The 17,239-nt window shown below is 35.6% G+C and carries 14 protein-coding genes; 8 read left to right on the top strand and 6 right to left on the bottom strand.

Annotation, left to right across the window (positions count from 1 at the left end; genetic code table 11):
* Nucleotides 1–162 precede the first annotated feature (162 nt).
* The 6 genes from Q0794_RS10815 to Q0794_RS10790 all read right to left on the bottom strand — a co-directional run bounded on the left by Q0794_RS10815 (nucleotide 163) and on the right by Q0794_RS10790 (nucleotide 5,633).
* Nucleotides 163–873, bottom strand: coding sequence for a nucleotidyltransferase family protein (locus tag Q0794_RS10815; RefSeq protein WP_298941783.1), 711 nt, complete (start codon nucleotides 871–873; stop codon nucleotides 163–165).
* Nucleotides 874–935: 62 nt separating this feature from the next.
* Nucleotides 936–1,937: an XdhC/CoxI family protein gene (locus Q0794_RS10810; RefSeq protein WP_298941781.1), complete on the bottom strand. Its 1,002-nt coding sequence runs from the start codon at nucleotides 1,935–1,937 to the stop codon at nucleotides 936–938.
* 423 nt (nucleotides 1,938–2,360) lie between these two features.
* Nucleotides 2,361–3,083, bottom strand: coding sequence for an amino acid ABC transporter ATP-binding protein (locus tag Q0794_RS10805; protein WP_298941779.1), 723 nt, complete (start codon nucleotides 3,081–3,083; stop codon nucleotides 2,361–2,363).
* On the bottom strand, nucleotides 3,080–3,730 hold the full coding sequence (locus Q0794_RS10800) for an amino acid ABC transporter permease (protein ID WP_298941777.1): 651 nt from the start codon (nucleotides 3,728–3,730) through the stop codon (nucleotides 3,080–3,082). Before Q0794_RS10800 ends, Q0794_RS10805 begins: the two co-directional genes overlap by 4 nt.
* Nucleotides 3,730–4,401: an amino acid ABC transporter permease gene (locus Q0794_RS10795; RefSeq protein WP_298941776.1), complete on the bottom strand. Its 672-nt coding sequence runs from the start codon at nucleotides 4,399–4,401 to the stop codon at nucleotides 3,730–3,732. The genes Q0794_RS10800 and Q0794_RS10795 overlap by 1 nt, the downstream gene beginning before the upstream one ends.
* Nucleotides 4,402–4,805: 404 nt before the next feature.
* Nucleotides 4,806–5,633 (bottom strand): transporter substrate-binding domain-containing protein, encoded by an 828-nt coding sequence (locus Q0794_RS10790; protein WP_298941774.1) that lies wholly within the window; start codon nucleotides 5,631–5,633, stop codon nucleotides 4,806–4,808.
* Nucleotides 5,634–6,270: 637 nt separating this feature from the next.
* Here Q0794_RS10790 and Q0794_RS10785 point away from each other — a divergent pair.
* The 8 genes from Q0794_RS10785 to Q0794_RS10750 all read left to right on the top strand — a co-directional run bounded on the left by Q0794_RS10785 (nucleotide 6,271) and on the right by Q0794_RS10750 (nucleotide 17,178).
* Nucleotides 6,271–7,161 (top strand): DUF6515 family protein, encoded by an 891-nt coding sequence (locus tag Q0794_RS10785; protein WP_298941773.1) that lies wholly within the window; start codon nucleotides 6,271–6,273, stop codon nucleotides 7,159–7,161.
* Between the two features lie 388 nt (nucleotides 7,162–7,549).
* Complete coding sequence (locus Q0794_RS10780; protein ID WP_298941771.1) at nucleotides 7,550–7,906, top strand: hypothetical protein; 357 nt, start codon at nucleotides 7,550–7,552, stop codon at nucleotides 7,904–7,906.
* A 416-nt stretch (nucleotides 7,907–8,322) separates the two neighbouring features.
* On the top strand, nucleotides 8,323–9,840 hold the full coding sequence (locus Q0794_RS10775) for a hypothetical protein (RefSeq protein ID WP_298941769.1): 1,518 nt from the start codon (nucleotides 8,323–8,325) through the stop codon (nucleotides 9,838–9,840).
* A 213-nt stretch (nucleotides 9,841–10,053) separates the two neighbouring features.
* Nucleotides 10,054–10,296: a hypothetical protein gene (locus Q0794_RS10770; protein ID WP_298941767.1), complete on the top strand. Its 243-nt coding sequence runs from the start codon at nucleotides 10,054–10,056 to the stop codon at nucleotides 10,294–10,296.
* 104 nt (nucleotides 10,297–10,400) lie between these two features.
* Complete coding sequence (locus Q0794_RS10765; RefSeq protein ID WP_298941765.1) at nucleotides 10,401–11,660, top strand: Nramp family divalent metal transporter; 1,260 nt, start codon at nucleotides 10,401–10,403, stop codon at nucleotides 11,658–11,660.
* 752 nt (nucleotides 11,661–12,412) lie between these two features.
* On the top strand, nucleotides 12,413–13,852 hold the full coding sequence (locus Q0794_RS10760; protein WP_298941764.1) for an ethanolamine ammonia-lyase reactivating factor EutA: 1,440 nt from the start codon (nucleotides 12,413–12,415) through the stop codon (nucleotides 13,850–13,852).
* A gap of 17 nt (nucleotides 13,853–13,869) precedes the next feature.
* A complete protein-coding gene (gene eutB, locus Q0794_RS10755; protein ID WP_298941763.1) occupies nucleotides 13,870–16,065 on the top strand; it encodes an ethanolamine ammonia-lyase subunit EutB in 2,196 nt (731 codons plus the stop codon).
* Nucleotides 16,066–16,146: 81 nt separating this feature from the next.
* Entirely contained in the window at nucleotides 16,147–17,178 is a 1,032-nt protein-coding gene (locus tag Q0794_RS10750) for a TRAP transporter substrate-binding protein (protein ID WP_025565394.1), read from the top strand.
* Nucleotides 17,179–17,239: the final 61 nt, after the last annotated feature.

Below are 17,239 nucleotides of genomic sequence, written 5' to 3'. Positions count from 1 at the left end.
TGTTTAAAATCATCTAAAAATAGATATCCAGTAGCTAAAAGCAAATATGCCGTTCACCTTAAGTGAACGGCATTACGATTTATTCGGGCTTTTTTGTGTTTTGTTTTTGGCTCGTCCTTAATTTTATCTTTGTTATAAATTTTTTAATAATCTCAGAATAGGTTATTTAAATTGGTTTTTTAGTTGTTGCTGCCATTGTAGAAGGTCATCTTGCGTATCTATGTCAATTATTGCATTAGGCAAATCTAAACAGGTTAATCGATCTGTATTCGCTAATTGTTGTAGAACAGGTTTAGCTCCCTGATCACCTTTGAGATAGGTTAAAGCCTCAAATTGTTCACTGTTGAAGATAGCAGGAACCCCTAATTGATTTTGGTATGATGCACCCACATTGCTTTGTTGCGTTATCCAGAGGTCAGCCAGATTTATATAGTCTTGGTAAGTCACACCAATATGATCAGCCAGTGTTAATAATAAGCCATCAGCATTAGCAGAAAGGGCGGCTTCTACACCCAGTTTAACTGATGTCGATAAACCATCGGCACTTTTTTCGTTGATCATATAAGCAGTAGAACTTGGTAATAATTTACTTAATGTATCGTGGTGATTTCCTAATATGACAACAACATTACTTATTATATTACGTGACGTTAAATAGCCTGCTAGATAGTTTAATTTATCTAAACTATGAAGCAATAAAGGTTGCTCAACTAATACATTCTCGGTATTTAAGTTAGTTATTGGCTGGGCTAATTTAATGCCGTTAAATCGACTACTTTTACCTGCCGCTAATAATACTAAGGTTAATGTCTTTTGTTCGATAGCATTAGACAGAGACGCTAATTTTTTCGACTCAATAAGATTGTTATTCACAAGGCTCCAGATTACTTTCTTATAGATACTCTTCGTTTAAAAAGCAAAGAGTCACCATCTCGTTAGTTTATTAAATCGGTTCGATGATGAAAAATGGCATGGCATTCAGCTAATATACTTAATGCAATAGATTCAGGTAGCTCACCGCCTATGTTGAACCCAGCAGGGGCTGAAAAGAAACCGTTAAAGTCATTCAAAGTAATACTCGCTTTACTAAAAACTTGGTCACGACGATGACGAGGTCCAAGCAATGCAATATAAGCGGGGTTACTTTGACTAATCAATTTTACAGCTAATGCATCTAAACTTAAATTATGTTGCATCACCACTACACCATCAATATCTAACAAGTGCTTTGTTTCTAATGTGGAAATGGGTTGTTTAATGATATGGGTATCAGGGAAATGATGTTGATGTGCATAACTTGAACGCTCATCAAATAAGGTGACTTTCCAGCCTAATTGTATAGCCATCTTTGCCAAAGGTTGCGCATCTAAACCGCCACCAAAAATAGCAATATGAAACCGTGTTCGACAAGGGATCTGGAGTACTGCTACATCAGAAGTGTCGTCAGATTCACAGTATGCGCTTTTACTGAAATCATAATCCCTTTTATTGGTAATTGGCATGACGTTTGCTGAGATAGAAGCCGCTGGAGTACCTGTTTTAACTAGAGGTAAGTGGTATTCGCAATTGGTTGACGTTAATCCTTCCATTAGTGTCTGTAAATGCAGGTAGTTATTTTCAGCAGTCACGGGAATTAACAATAGATCGACAATGCCACCACAACCCAATTGATAACTTGCATCTGATTCATCACTAGCATCATAAGTAATATTAATGGCTTGATCCTGCTGAAGGGCGCGCTGAGCATGGCGTAACAAATCACCTTCTAAGCAGCCACCACTCACGAGTCCGATACTTTTACCTAAGGAATGAAATAACATCATTGCACCCGTTTTACGATACGAAGAGCCTTGAATGTTAGTGATAACGGCTAGTACCCATTTATCATTCGGGAATTGGTTCCACTGAGACAGTAAATCTTCAATATGATGTGACATTCATTTCCTATTTCAATTTTGAATAATTATCTTTAATCTTTTTGACGTTGCCATTAGAGATATTGAGTATGATTAAGCTGAATGACTAAAAAAATAGAGGTAGTAAGTTTGAGGCTTTAAACTGTTTATTTCAAGGTTATTTCATTTAAAGAGGGGATTTATATCATTGCTTCTTAGTATATGAGAACAGAATGAAAATAAGTCAATTTTACTGTTTAGGTATTCGGTTTATTGGGTTTACTTGAAGCTATTTCATGACGGGTTTACAAAGCATAATATACAGTTTTTATTACAGTCTCTTATGGATTTTAAAAGAGAACGTTTTCACGTTCTCTTTTAATTTAATGCTACGACTATTATTGTTTTACTCAATAGCTTAAGCAGTGAAGTTTAGTACTGACATAGGCCAATACTAAACTTTCATTAAAGCACTTTACTCAAGAACTGTTGTGTTCTCTCTTTTTGAGGATTATCTAACACTTCTTGAGGTGTACCTATCTCTTCAATTAAACCCTCATGGAAGAATGCTACTTTGTCTGAGACTTCTTTTGCAAAAGCGATTTCATGGGTAACACAAATCATGGTCATCCCATCATCACGTAACAGCCTTAACGTATCTAACACTTCACCCACTAATTCAGGATCGAGTGCAGAGGTGACCTCATCAAACAACATGTAAGGTGGCTCCATTGCTAATGCTCTTGCAATAGCCAAACGTTGTTGTTGTCCGCCAGACATCTTAGTGGGGTACTCGTGTAACTTATCGCCTAGACCAACGTGAGTCAGTTCTTTTGTGGCAATCGCTTCGGCTTTTTCTTTACTGAAACCTTTTACAACTTGCGGAGCTAATGCTGCATTTTCTAACACGGTTAAGTGAGGGAAAGAGTTCCATTGCTGAAATACCATCCCTAGGTTTTGTCTTAATGCATTAATATCTGTTTTTTTATCATGTACATCAATCCCATCAACAATAATGTTACCTTTATTGATGCTTTCTATCGCATTAATACAATATAAAAGGGTCGATTTACCGCTGCCACTCGCACCAATAATACTCACTACTTCACCGCGGTTTACCGTTAAATCAATGCCTTTTAATACTTCTAAATCACCGAAAGATTTATGAACACCTTTTATTTCAATCATATTTCCATTTTCCTTTCTATATATTTACCGTAACGCGACAACGGGTAAGAAATCATAAAGTAAAACAACCCTACACCTATCAGAATCATAAGCGGTTGTTGCGTTCTTGATATCAATTGTTCTGCTGTTCTTAGTAATTCCATATAACCAATAACCGATACAAGTGCAGAGTCTTTAATGACACTTAAGGCGACACCAATCCAAGATGGAAAGACGGCTCTCATGCCAATGGGTATTCTTATGTATCTGACCGTTTGCAGGTAATTCATACCCAATGATCTAGCTGCTTTTATCATCGGTGTTGGAACACTGTTAAATCCACTTCTGAAGACTTCACTCATAAATGCCATCGTATAGAGCGATAGTATAATTGAGCCAGTAACAAAAGGAGGCAGTGGAAACCCCATCACACCAATAAAGGTGCTAAATAATATAAGCTGAATAATCAGTGGCACAGAGCGTAAAATATCTAAAATAGCACCTAAGCAAACATTCACTGTTTTATTGGATTCAGCTCTGATAAATCCTATTAAAAGTCCGAGTAAACTACCGACGACAATAGCGATAACAGAGATATAAACGGTATTTAAAATGCCCGTTAAAATAAACCCTGTGTCATTCCACGATAAAGGAGTAAATAAGTTCATTATGATATCTCCCCTTTAAATACTTTTTTAGCAATTAAATCAGCAGCGAGTAATACCAATTTAGTGATCACGTAATACATAACAGCCGCTACCATAAAGAATTCTAATGTTCTGAATGAGGTGGATTGTAATCGCTGTGTTTCACCTGACAATTCATTCATACCAACGAGTATTCCAAGCGAACTCATTAATATTGACCAAACAAATTGGTTAGTCATTGGATGATAAATTCTACGGAACATTTGCGGTAAAATAATATAGCGGTAGACTTTAACACTATTCATACCTAACGATTTTGCTGCACTATATTGGGTTTTAGGAATGGATTGAAATCCACCCCTAAATGTTTCTGCTAAATAACCTGCATTGATAAATACCAACGCAGAAAAAACTGAGACGTACGGGCTAAGATGTATGCCATAGGCACCTAAACCAAAATAAGCCATGTAGATAAGAAAGAGAGCAGGGGTGTTTCTGGCGATTTCTATCCAAATATTGGCAATATGGTAAAAAACTTTGGTTTCTGACATCTTTCCTAATGCTAATAATACGGCAATGATTATCCCTACTAGCATAGACAAAACAGACACATGGACGGTAGTAAATGCGCCTGTTAATAGTTGTGGGAATGCATCAAATACTACATTCCAGTGAAATTCATAATTATCCATATATCCTCTTTTATAAGCATTTTCATTTGGCTTTGAGTTATATCTTTTAAATTTGATGCTGCTTTATGTTGTTAATTTTAGGATTGTTATCCTCGGGCATCATTAATTTTCATGATATATTTTTAATTGCTAATACAATGCGCTATAAATTATTTCCTTTACTGAGTATTCTTATTAACTGACTTTATTCATTTAACTCAACCAACCTAAGTGACTAACTTAAATAAAATGATATTTATAACTCGATAACAACAATAAATGTGATCTTTTAGTGTTGCTTTCTATTTTTTTGTTTAGATGGTTCATAACGGAGGGGGTTGTTGATTAACCCTGGGATTTTTGCATTGATATCCTCCAGCAGAACTAGAGGATGATTTACTTTTAGTTAACACAAGCAAAAATAACTATTTATTTTCTATTAATGCTTTAACCATATCAGCAGATACTGGCGTACCAAAATGCTTAACATGTAACTCGTTTAAACGACCATCACGCACTTGGTGAACTAAGAAAAGGTTTAAGTACTTAATCCATGCTAATTCATTTCTTTTAGCAATAATACCCACAACATCATCGTAATTTGGTACATAAGGACCTGCAACAAAATCATCAAATTGACCAGAAGTCAGTTTAGTTGCGATATTGGTGTTAGTAGAAATAAGCGCATCAACTTTACCTTGGTATAGTCCTAGGAATGCATCATTTTCTGATTTGAATGAAGTATAGTTATCTCTTCCCCAGCCTTGCGAATCTGCATAGTTGAAATATTCAGTTTCATAGGTCGTGCCTAATGCTGCGCCAACTTTGACATTTTTCAGATCTTCAAAAGATGACATTTCGACACCTTTTTTCGATATTACTTGAAACTTAAAAACAAAGTACGGGTAAGTAAAACCAACCGATTTGGCACGTGCTAATGAGTCTGACGTTGACCCTATAACGACGTCTGTTTTAGCTGAAATTAATGAAGGGATTCGGTCACCCCAAGTTAGATTGATTACGTTTGATTTTACGCCTAAAACAGCAGCTAAATCGTTACAGTAGTCAACATCAAAACCGGCAGGTTTGTTATCTTTGTCTGTGTAACCCATTGGTGGGAAATCAAGCACTACGCCACAGTTTAATGTGCCACGGCTGATTACATCATCTAGTTGATCTGCACTTGCGCTTGAAAAGGCACCGAGTGCTGAAATGGAAGCAACAACTAATGAGATTTTCTTTACTAACTTCATACTTTCTCCTTGATTTTTATTTACAATTTACTTGTGCCTAGGGTGGCTGCAATATAATTCACCGCACTTTTGTATCTTGTTTTTAAATCAGATATCCCTATTTACAAGTTGATGTTAATGCTTATAAGTCTTTTGTTAATTACTATAAGTAGATGTTAATCCTTTTAACACTTTAATTACTCTATCAAACTTTAGAATAAGTTGTTGAGCTTTTTATGGTTTATTCGATGTCAAAAAATATTCCAATTATTGATAGGTATTCTTATCCTGCAGAAGACGTTTATCTTTATTGATCTGTTTTTATTGAGCGAGATGATTTGTACATTGGTCAATATATAGCGAGGGTTAAACTTGGTAATTCATGGTTTATTTAATGAGCTTAGAGGGGGCGGCTAACTCATGCATCAGGTGATATTTGCAACTAAAGTTCATTTATCGTTGTCGTAGCGGTATATTCATATGAGTAACTAACTTGTTTTCTTATCATTTTTTTGAATCAAAAGGGTAAAGCAATACGGTCTATATTGGTGAGTCAGAAACCATTGAATGAATGCTAAGTAAGAAATAGCTTTATTGCTCATTGACCGCGTTGGAGTCGTATCGATTTTAAATTAAGTTAGTTTTAAGAGGAAAACCAATGAAATTGACGTTTTTGTTACCCGTTATTCTAAGCTTGGCTGTCTTTCCTAGTATAGGCTCAGCTGAAAATAGAGATAATCATAAACATCACAAAAGACCAAATGCTCAAAAAAACATTGGGTCTAAAGCGGAGCGAGTAAAACGTAAACCCATTATCTATCAAGAGAATGGTTCTGTCTTACCCAAAAATAGAGCGGTTCGTAATAAAGAAAATAGACAACGTAATAAAAAAATAATCCGCCATAAAAATTCACAAACCAACATTCATAATGGTATTGAACATAAACGTAAGATTAATAAGAAGCGTTCAACAATCAAAACATCAGTATTACCACCAAATGCCGCTGTCCGAAACAAACAAAAAGCGAAAAGATTAATTGCCGCTAAACATTTAAAGGCTAAAAGAGATAAACGTTACCGAAAACGTGCTGCTTATAAGTCAGGGTTAAGACTGCATAAATCACCAAAAAATGGTCTAAGACTGCGCTTTGGTGGTTTGTCTTTTATTTTTAGTAGCGGTTTATATTATCGTCACATTAATAATGGTTATACTGTTGTACATCCTCCTGTCGGTCTTAAAATTCGTTATTTACCGCATGGTTTTGAAGATGTTTTTATTCATGGAATTCACTATTATTTTTTCCACGGAATATACTATATTGCTAATGGGGCTTATTACCAAGTAGTGGACGAACCGGTCAATGATGAAACAACCTATGAAATCCAAGAAAATGATGATTTTGAGCTAGGACAGCGTTATTCATCATTGCCTGAAGGAGCTCAACTCGTTGTAATTAATGGTGAGCAATATTTTAAGTACCAAAATATCTATTTTTTACCTCAATCATCGGATAATAGTATTGAATATTTAGCGGTAAAACTAGATTAAAAGGGTGATGTTTATATTTACAGCCGCTTGTTAGTAAAGCATTTTAAGAGTGAGCGGTTATGTTAATTTATGCTGATTTCAGTGAATAATTTCATTTGTGAATGTAGTTGTGATTTTTAACTCTTATATTATTAAAATAATGAGTTTACTGATGGCTTGAATGCAAGCCTATTAAGTAGGCTAAATCATTTTATTGATAAGGTGATAATCTATTAAAATATTTACCGCTGACAGCTTCCTGTCGATTTAATTCATTTATTATTTGATCCATATTGATTTTGTTCTATTCTTATTTAGGTATTTTATCGATGGTTAGGCAAATAAATACTTTAGTTTTTTATTTTATTGCCGATTACTTAATATGGATATTAAATTAATAGGATAGTTTATGACAGGCGTTGGAATAAATAGTTACAATACTAATATCAAAATGACTCAACCTCAAAGTGTACCGAGTCAACCCGATAATGAGAAAGCAAGTGTGTTGGCTTCAACCTCTGAAAATAAACAAGTTGTTATTTCCGATGAGGGGAGAGCTTTACTTGCTAGTAAAACTGAAGCTGAGGCAGCGACCCCTAGTGAAAAAGGTGTTACTGAAAAAGTGGAGTCTTTTACTCATGGCGTGCTAGGAATGGACCATCCTGATGTAATTAAAGAAAAAGCTGATGAAGATGATAGTTATTCTGCAGGTCAATATTTAAAAGGTGCCTTAACTGTTGGTGCATTTTTATTAGCAATTGTTTAGCATTACGAGTAGTAAAATATTCAGCAGAAAAATGGAACATAAGTAGCGGTTATCGATGAGATAAGTTTATCTCACAAGTTAATTCCAACCATTTAATCACTTCCAGTGATGCTACTTTACAACTATCCGTTGGCAAGATCTTTATCCTACCTTTATATTTCAAACTTTCCTTTTTACACTTTTTTATTTCCTACCTATTTGTTGGCATTTATATTGCATTTTTATACTTAAGTTCATGTAAATCATTAAGAACGACATATATGTTGCCAGTTTTAATTTAAATGTCATGAAAATGGCACTAAATAACAATAAATTGACAAAAAAAGTATCGCAACAATATTTTCTTAATTGAGAGTTCAAGCAATTTATCTGTAGTCATTATGTAAAACAGTAATTTTATTTAAAGGATCTAAACAATGAAAAAATCTATTATCGCTTCTCTGGTTATTTCTGCTTTAGTAGCAGGTTGTGGTTCAGGTGGCTCAAGCACTGCGAGTTCAGATAAATACAATTGGCAAGTGGTGCAATTAAAATCAGTATCTGAATCAACACTTAATAGCAAATGTGTTATCTACGCTGATTCAGAATTAAATGATGGTGAAGTTATTACCGCTTATATTGCAGAGTCAGACTTTAATATTATTTATCACAATGCAGACGGAACGATTGAAGAGACTATTCCTGCTGATGAAATTAGTGATGGATTACTGACTATCGACAGCGATGATGTACCCGATGAAGGTTATGTTACTTTAGAAGAAATCAGTGATCCTCGTGGTGGAGATACTGGTAGTTACATGTTCAGTGTTCAAAAATCTTTATTGAGTGACTTAGTACTGAATATTGCCACAGAACAAGGCGAAGAGACTTGTTATACGGGGGATGATTATCGAGAAGTTGCATCAGGTACTGCGTTAGTTAATGTACAAGAAGAAAGTGAAAATACTGTTTACTATCAAAGTAGTTACGATCAAGACTCAATTAACGGCAAAACAATATCTACTGGTATACCTGTAGACTCGCCTTATCCTGCATCTCATGATGTTTTAATTACTGCGTTTAATTCTTATGACTCCGATGCATCAGAATACACAAACCTGAACTACTGGGCATTTGTTGATTCAGTTAAACTCTATGAAACAAGTAGTGATTCATCAGCAGGGCTTAATGAAAATGGATTAACAGATGTTGATTTATCGACTATTGATAGTGTTGATTTAGACAGTGATAGTGGTGTGATTGTTATTCATGACGATGAAAGCTATTTTTGGCAACCTATCTACACTACTCAAGATCAATTAACCCTTGCTTATGACAGTGCTGACGTTGATGTCTGGAATAGTTACTTTTCAGGTTCATTAAGTGACAATGATTGGTTATTTACAAGTTTTAATTACTTAGGCGAAAATGAGACATATTTAACTCTAAAAGAGTTTTCTTCAGTAGATGAGCTTGATGATGTCTTTGTTTCTAGTAATTGTGATGTTGCAGCTGACTTTTGTATCGATACAAATTCAACTTATAACAGTGATGATTTCGATTATCAACGCGTACATATTCGTTTAACAGAAGTTAGTGGCTCAACCACTGATAATATTACGTATCAATCTATTTATTCTCAAGCCAATGAACAACCAGTTGTATTAGAAAGTAGCCTTTTTGATTATTCAGGCCCAACATTAACGCGTGCTGAATTTAGTTTAGTCAGTAGTGATGCAAGCATGGTAGATGCAGTGCAATACCTAATGATTGAAAATATAGATTTAGTGACTGTTGGTGAGTATGGTTCAAATACGGATGATGATGCAGCTGAAACTGATTTGTATAATGACATCAATGGTTTTGTTTCTACTGACACAAAAAGCAGCGCTTTATATCAAGAGATGCTAAGTAGTGATACAACCACATTAATGAGTGCTTACGAGTTAAATTAATTTATAGAGTGTATTACTAGAAAATTACTCGCTAGTATTTTAAGCCTCGCTTTTTAGCGGGGCTTTTTTTTGAATAAGGAAAATATTGTATTGCAAAAGAGAGGGCTTTAATTTTTTGATTATTCTTAGCTAAAATTTGCGTATTCTTACATTGTGATTTACGTTTAATAGCTCCTCTAGTGTTAAATTTATTCGATTAAAGCAGGGAATATTATGCTTAATAAAATGATTTTATTGGTCAGTGTGCTCATTATATCTAGTAATAGCATGGCTAAGCAGAATACCAAAGTATCTAAAAGTTTGTGTTTGAAAATTGATGCTAAAATTGCGACGGCTAAAAAAAATATGCGTGTTGTGTACACTGATAAAAAAGGTCAAACGTTACGGAGTAAGTTAAAAGTCTTACAGAAAAAAAAGGTATATTGTAAAATAAGTACGTTTCCAACGTCATCGTAAATTAGTTTCTTATCCAGCGGTTTATTTCCTTTCTACTCTGTTTTTAAGAGTGTAGTCTTTATGACTCTCATATGTTCATTGATGCATCATCATTCAGAGTCTCTATGAAAATAAGATCATTGTTTACATTAAATTCCTCGCATAAAAATAAACATGGGTTGAGTGAAATCCTTAAATATATGGGACCGGGTTTACTGGTCACTGTTGGTTTTATAGATCCGGGGAATTGGGCTTCCAATATTGCGGCGGGCTCAATGTTTGGATATACACTTCTATGGATGGTAACGCTGTCTACGCTAATGTTGATTTTATTGCAGCATAATGTTGCTCACCTAGGCATTGTTACTGGGGATTGTTTAGCTGAATCCGCAATGAAAAATCTTAATGTGCATGTGGCTCAGTTTGTACTTTTTACCAGTATCATAGCGGTTATATCGACTGCTTTGGCTGAGATATTGGGTGGTGCAATTGCACTACAATTACTGTTTGATATACCGATAGTGATTGGTTCTATCATTATTCTTGTTATCGTCATTTTCTTACTGTTTACCAATACTTATACCAAGCTTGAAAAACTGATTATTGGTTTTGTGTCAATTATTGGATTTTCATTTTTGTATGAAATGAGCATTGTTAATATTGACTGGCCGGAGGCTGCTAGAAGTTGGGTAACCGTTAGTATTCCTGATGGTTCAATGATTATCGTTATGGCGGTATTAGGCGCTGTTGTTATGCCTCATAACCTATTTTTACATTCAGAAATCATTCAAAGTCGGCAATGGAGTAATGACAATGAAGCCGTTATTAAAAAACAATTAAGGTATGAGTTTACCGATACTTTTGTATCAATGATTATTGGCTGGGCTATTAATAGTGCAATGATTATATTGGCTGCAGCTACCTTTTTTGATAACGATATAGTGGTGACAGAACTAGAACAAGCACAGCACCTTCTTTCTCCTATGTTGGGTTCAAAAGCCGCTATTGTATTTGGTATTGCATTATTATTTGCGGGAATTTCTTCAACTATTACTGCTGGTATGGCGGGTGGCTCTGTTTATGCAGGTTTATTTAAAGAACCTTACAATATCAAAGCGACTCACACTAAAGTGGGTGTTGCGGGTATATTAATTATTTCAACATTGATTATTTTTTTGATTTCAGAACCCTTTAAAGGTTTGATTATTTCTCAAATGGTACTCAGCATTCAATTACCTATTACCGTTTTTCTACAAATTTATTTAACCTCATCGAAGAGGGTAATGGGAAAACATAGGAACTCCAAATTGATGAATTTTTTGTTGTTATCTATTTGGTTAATTTTAACTCTTTTGAATATAATGTTATTTGCTAGTTTTTTGTAATGACATATATTACCTCAATTCTGGTTAAATAAATCGATACAGAACCTTTATTTATAGGGACTTGTTTTCGCGTATTTCTGTGTTAAATCACCTTAGAATAACTCGTTATAGCTTCGATGATTTGCCTTGAACTACACAAACATTACGATACTCTCATAATATGAACTTTTAACATGTTGATATTTAATAGTATTACACTTCCATTATCCTGAACGGAGGTTATGCAATAAACCAAGTTGCATTATTAATGTAGCGATGCGCTCCGAAATAGTGCGAAAGCGAACATTGATAGTGCGCTGACATGGAGCCTTCTTTCGATACCATCCAATAAATGATCAATTTAAATCTATAATAATTTCAATTTTAGTCAAAAAACACCATTAATATGATTACATCTAAAATTGATTTAATTTGAATTTTTCATCGCTAATTAATTAAAAAAAATTGATATTTACTAACCATTATTAACTTTATGATGACGGTTAATCATTCATTTAAATTAATAGAAAGCGAGTGTTTATAGGTGGTTTGGCTTTTTATTGCGTGAAAAAATAAATGATATTAGACATTTTTGAAATTTGTTGTTTTTTGAATAGATTCCTTGTTATCAGTGATTTAATACATTCTCTTTAAGTTGAATAGAGATCAAAAATTTAGCATTAATAATACACTTGGTATAATTAATGCTGTTGCTTTGGACATATCTTTTGATTGCAGTTGCACTCAAATTGTTCAAGGTGATGTATAGACATATGAAAAATAGTCAAAACATAAAAGAACAAGTAAAAATGATAGGGATGGATTTCGGTTCAACCACTAGCAGTGCGATGATCGCAGTGGCAGGCGTTGGAATGAACTCTGTTACTGGGCGAATGGCATTCTCTGCACCAGAAATTGTCTATCGATCTAATGTTGAATTTACGCCTTTTAGAGGTGCTGAAATTGACGCATCTGCTATCGCTGAACTATTAGATACTTGGTTAGAAAAAGGCGATAACATTTTTTCTGGCGGGGTGATCATTACTGGTTTAGCTGCTTTACAACAAAACTCAGTGCATATTGCCGCTTTAATTAAAGAGCGTATCGGACAAGCTGTTATTGCGACGGTTGATGATCCAAATCTTGAATCATGGTTAGCTTTCATGGGGTGTGCAGCATTATTATCTCGGCACTTTAAGAACGAAACACTCGTTAATCTCGATATTGGTGGCGGTACAACTAATCCCGCAGCAGGTCAAAATGGACAAGTCAAAACAACGGGATGTTTTTATATTGGCGCTAGGCATTTTCAGTTTGAACCTGGGACTTACCGTTTAATTAATATCTCTGAATATGGTTATTCAATGTTAAGTCATATCGGTGTAACTAATGAGATTGGCGATACTCTTGGTGTCGATATTCTCAATAAAATCCTCGACCTTTACATTGAAGCACTAAAAGCCATCGCTCGGGGAAGCCTAGCATTTTTTGAAAGCGATATTGGCCAGCGTCTTTGCCAAACTTCTTTTATACTGCCTCCAAACGTTGATTCACCTTTGATTACTTTTTCCGGTGGTGTAGGCGAACTTATTTATAAAATCACTGAAAACGAACCGATACCTAGTACCACCTTTTATGGTGATTTAGGTATCGACCTAGCTAAAAGAATTATCTCCGATCCTTTCTTTTCTAAACAAATAACAACAATTCGCCCAGAAAATATGGGTAGAGCAACTGTGTACGGGTTGACGCTTCACAATACTGAAATTTCAGGTGCAACTTTATTTTTGCCAGACACCTCGGCACTGCCTTTAAATGATGTCCCTATTGTTGCTCGACTCAGTATGTCTTGTGACTTATCTGATCTTCTTAATTCTATTTCTGTTGTTGCACAGCGTAGTGGTAAAGCTTGTATTCAAATGCTACCAGTAACTGATTCAGAAGGGGGAGCTTTACCTGCTTCTTTGCAACAAATTAAAACGCTTGGTGATCGAATAAATCAAGCATTAGCGACACTCACTATTGATTTACCGTTAGTGATATTGGTACCCGGAAATTTTGGGAAAGCATTAGGTAACTATGCAACGGACTGGGGGAAATCATCCGCTAAATTAATGATCATAGATGAAATACCAGATCGTAATGCACAGTTTGTAAATATTGGAAGTCCGTATCGCGGCGTTGTACCCGTTTCTTTTTATGGTATTTATTAGAATTTAAGGTTTATTTAATGAAAAAGATTATCCCACTTAAAGATATTCATGTTCCCGTTCCAGGGCCTGATGAAGTTTATTCTTTCAAAATATTGAATGAAATTTTTTACTTTGAAGGGCTTAAAAAACTATTAGGAGCCGCTGATATTAGTAAAGCGGGGGATAGGACAACTGACCTTGCACCCAAAAATGCAATGGATAGAGAAGCGGCAAGAGCAATTCTAGCTTCTTTAACATTGCAGTACCTTTATGATAATCCGTTAACTGCAGATGATGGCAGTGTTGACTCTGTCATGCGTGCTGGTTATGAGATAGATCTTGAACTGTTTCAAAGTATTGCCCATATGACTATGGGCGATCTTAAAGATCATTTGCTTGCCAGTAATGGAACGCGAGTGGCTGCGATTGGTTTAGCATTAACACCTGTCATGGCATCCGCTTTAACCAAGTTAATGGATGTACATGAATTAGTTTATTTACCCGGTAAAATATTTCGGCCAACTAAAGCAAGAACTTTGATTGGTACGCCTAAAACACTGTCATTTCGTCTTCAACCTAATCATCCTAAAGATAATTTAGATGCTATTTCTATGATGGTTTATAACGATTTAGCCATGGGAATGGGCGATTGTTTAATTGGTGTTAACCCATCTGATGGGTCAGTAGATAATATAGCCGCGATGCTTTGGCATATAGATAAGTTGCGTCGCGAAACAGGCGCTCCCACTCAAATTTGTGTGCTTGGACATATTAAAAGCCAACTTACCGCCTTAAAGCAGGGGGCACCGGTTGAAATCTTATTCCAAAGCTTTGCAGGTACAGATGAAACATTAACCGGAGAGTTCGACGTAACGGTAGAGTTTTTAGATCAAGCCGTGGAAACCATGAAAAATGAAGGGCCGCTAAAAGATATAGCGGACCAATTTATGTACTTTGAAACAGGTCAAGGCAGTGAAATGACTTACCGTAAACATAACGGTATGGATATGGCGACTTGCGAAGCATTATGTTACGGACTATGCCGACGTTATGATCCTTTTATGGTGAATAATGCAACAGGTTTCATTGGTCCAGAAACACATCTTAATGACTTTGAATTAATGGTATCGACGCTTCAAGACCACTTCATGGGGAAACTCTTAGGCTTACCGATGGGCATCAGCCCAAGTTATACCTTACATTCTAACTCCCATTTAGAAGGTCAGCAAATGGCTGTGCAATTGGCTACAGCGGCGGGGGCGAACTTCTTTATGGATATCTATTTAGGTACCGATCGTATGCTTGCTCACTTTGTGAATTCAGGGCACGACGATCAAACCTTAAGGGAAATATATCACCGTAATCCTGCGCCTGAGTTTTTACAATGGGCAGTTCAAAAAGGTATTTATATTCAACATACCGATGGTAACGTTGAACGCGGTCCAAATTGGGGAAACCCAAGGTTATTTATCAAGAGTGATTTAGAGTTTCAACGTCTGCATGAGGCAACGCCAAATGCCCCTGGATTTGAAAATGCAGGTCCACGTCCTGCGCATAAAGTACAAGAAGTGATCCGTATTAATCAATCGGTAGGGCGTGAGGCGGTCCATTCACATCTTAAACCAGGGTTGTTTACTGGTTTCACCTTTAGAGAGTTTGTCTCTACGGCTGTGGATCATGCTGAGCATTTAAAAAATCCTGAAGTTGGCTCAAAACTGTCTAAAACTGATCTAGATAGTCTTTCTGCTGAAGGTAATGATGTACAAATTATAATCACCGATGGTTTATCAGCTGAAGCCGTTCATCATAACGTTCCGGATATGATCCCAGTATTAATGGATGGATTAAAAAGTCGTCATTACTCATTAGGCGAGCCTATCGTTACACACTTTGGTCGCGTTAAATTAGCTGAATGTATCTCCGATGTATTGGACTGTAATGTTGCTATTTTATTGGCAGGAGAGCGACCAGGGGGAGATGCTCTTTCTTCAAAAAGTATGTCTGCTTATTTGGTGCTAAAGCTGAAGGATGAGAAGGCGAGAAAAGCCGCTGCAATTTACAGTGAACATGAAAAAATTCGTTATGAATACACTTTAATTACTAACATTTACCAAGGAGGTTTACCACCTATAGAAGGAGGCAGTGTTGTTGCAGAAAAAGTAATGGAAATTCTTGAAAATCAAGCAGCAGGTAATCGATTAGAAGATCTGTTGAAAGCTCAAAAAAGCGTATAACCCAATTTAACAAAGTAATGCTAAAAATATTTTAATCAATATTCAACACACATCTACATACATTAAATAAGGATATAAATAATGATATTGAGAAAGAAAGTCATTAAACAAGTCACACTTGCGACCACTTGTGTGATGTTGCTGTTAGCACCTGTCGTGCAAGCTGATTCAATGAGGCTTAAATTTGCTCATCAAAATAACGTTTATGATGCTGATCAGCTATTGGCTGAAACCTTTAAAACATTATTAGAAGAAAGAACTAATGGTGACCTAAAGGTTTCAATTTACCCAGGTACCTTAACTGGGTCAGAAGAAGAGGCGTTGGAATTTGCTAAAGCTGGAACGGTTTCCCTAGCGGCGACGAGTGCGGGTCATATTGCTGGTTATTACGAGGACATTCAATTTCTTCAACTTCCTTATTTATTTAAAAGTTTGGAGCATTATAAAGTAGCAAGAAGTTCTAGTGTGGTTAAAGAGATCCTTGCTGGTGCCAGTAAAGCAACAGGTATGAAAGCATTGGGCGTCTATTCTGATTGTAATGGTTTTGCGATCGCCAGTAAAAAACCTATTAATAGTTTAGCTGATGCTAAGGGTGTGAAGTTACGAGCGATGCAAAATCCTTTGTTTATTGATATCTATGAAGCATTTGGCTTTACGGTGACACCGACAGACTGGGGTGAACTTTATACTTCATTACAAACAGGCATGGTAGAAGCTGATGATTTAGGTGTGTATTGCAACGATATTTTCAAAATGAGTGAAGTTGTTGATAGTTATGCAATATTGAATCAAATGTGGACGCAAAAAATATTATTTATGTCTCCAAAAGTTTGGGACAAATTAACTGCAGAACAAAAAGTGATTGTGACTGATATTGCTGATGAAGCAATAGAGTTAACGGACGCTTGGCAGTATGCACGTGAAGCTAAATTTATCGAAAAAGTAAAAGAAGATAAAGATCAAACGATTACTTATCCAAATACTGATGAATTTAAAGAAGCATCGCAGTCAGTGTATACAAAATGGTTTGCTAAAGAACCTCAATGGAAAACGTGGTATGAAGAAATTCAATACCTTGATCCTAATGCCCGTCTCCCTAAGGCATTTAAATAATCATTAATCACTTCAATAAGATCAACCTTTTTGACTAAAGAGGTTGATCTATCAATTAACA

Origin of the sequence: uncultured Psychromonas sp. (assembly GCF_947489755.1) — a bacterium.
GTDB lineage: Bacteria > Pseudomonadota > Gammaproteobacteria > Enterobacterales > Psychromonadaceae > Psychromonas.
The sequence above is the reverse complement of the archived record's forward strand: the minus strand, read 5'-3'. Positions and strand labels throughout refer to the sequence as shown.

What these genes read in the sequence shown, in the direction of transcription:
- Q0794_RS10800 (WP_298941777.1), bottom strand. Translation starts at nt 3,730, where the DNA reads ATGAACTTATTTACTCCTTTATCGTGGAATGACACAGGGTTTATTTTA.
- Q0794_RS10790 (WP_298941774.1), bottom strand. Translation starts at nt 5,633, where the DNA reads ATGAAGTTAGTAAAGAAAATCTCATTAGTTGTTGCTTCCATTTCAGCA.
- Q0794_RS10760 (WP_298941764.1), top strand. Translation starts at nt 12,413, where the DNA reads ATGAAAAATAGTCAAAACATAAAAGAACAAGTAAAAATGATAGGGATG.
- Q0794_RS10795 (WP_298941776.1), bottom strand. Translation starts at nt 4,401, where the DNA reads ATGGATAATTATGAATTTCACTGGAATGTAGTATTTGATGCATTCCCA.
- Q0794_RS10780 (WP_298941771.1), top strand. Translation starts at nt 7,550, where the DNA reads ATGACAGGCGTTGGAATAAATAGTTACAATACTAATATCAAAATGACT.
- Q0794_RS10750 (WP_025565394.1), top strand. Translation starts at nt 16,147, where the DNA reads ATGATATTGAGAAAGAAAGTCATTAAACAAGTCACACTTGCGACCACT.
- Q0794_RS10770 (WP_298941767.1), top strand. Translation starts at nt 10,054, where the DNA reads ATGCTTAATAAAATGATTTTATTGGTCAGTGTGCTCATTATATCTAGT.
- Q0794_RS10765 (WP_298941765.1), top strand. Translation starts at nt 10,401, where the DNA reads ATGAAAATAAGATCATTGTTTACATTAAATTCCTCGCATAAAAATAAA.
- Q0794_RS10810 (WP_298941781.1), bottom strand. Translation starts at nt 1,937, where the DNA reads ATGTCACATCATATTGAAGATTTACTGTCTCAGTGGAACCAATTCCCG.
- eutB (WP_298941763.1), top strand. Translation starts at nt 13,870, where the DNA reads ATGAAAAAGATTATCCCACTTAAAGATATTCATGTTCCCGTTCCAGGG.
- Q0794_RS10785 (WP_298941773.1), top strand. Translation starts at nt 6,271, where the DNA reads ATGAAATTGACGTTTTTGTTACCCGTTATTCTAAGCTTGGCTGTCTTT.
- Q0794_RS10775 (WP_298941769.1), top strand. Translation starts at nt 8,323, where the DNA reads ATGAAAAAATCTATTATCGCTTCTCTGGTTATTTCTGCTTTAGTAGCA.
- Q0794_RS10805 (WP_298941779.1), bottom strand. Translation starts at nt 3,083, where the DNA reads ATGATTGAAATAAAAGGTGTTCATAAATCTTTCGGTGATTTAGAAGTA.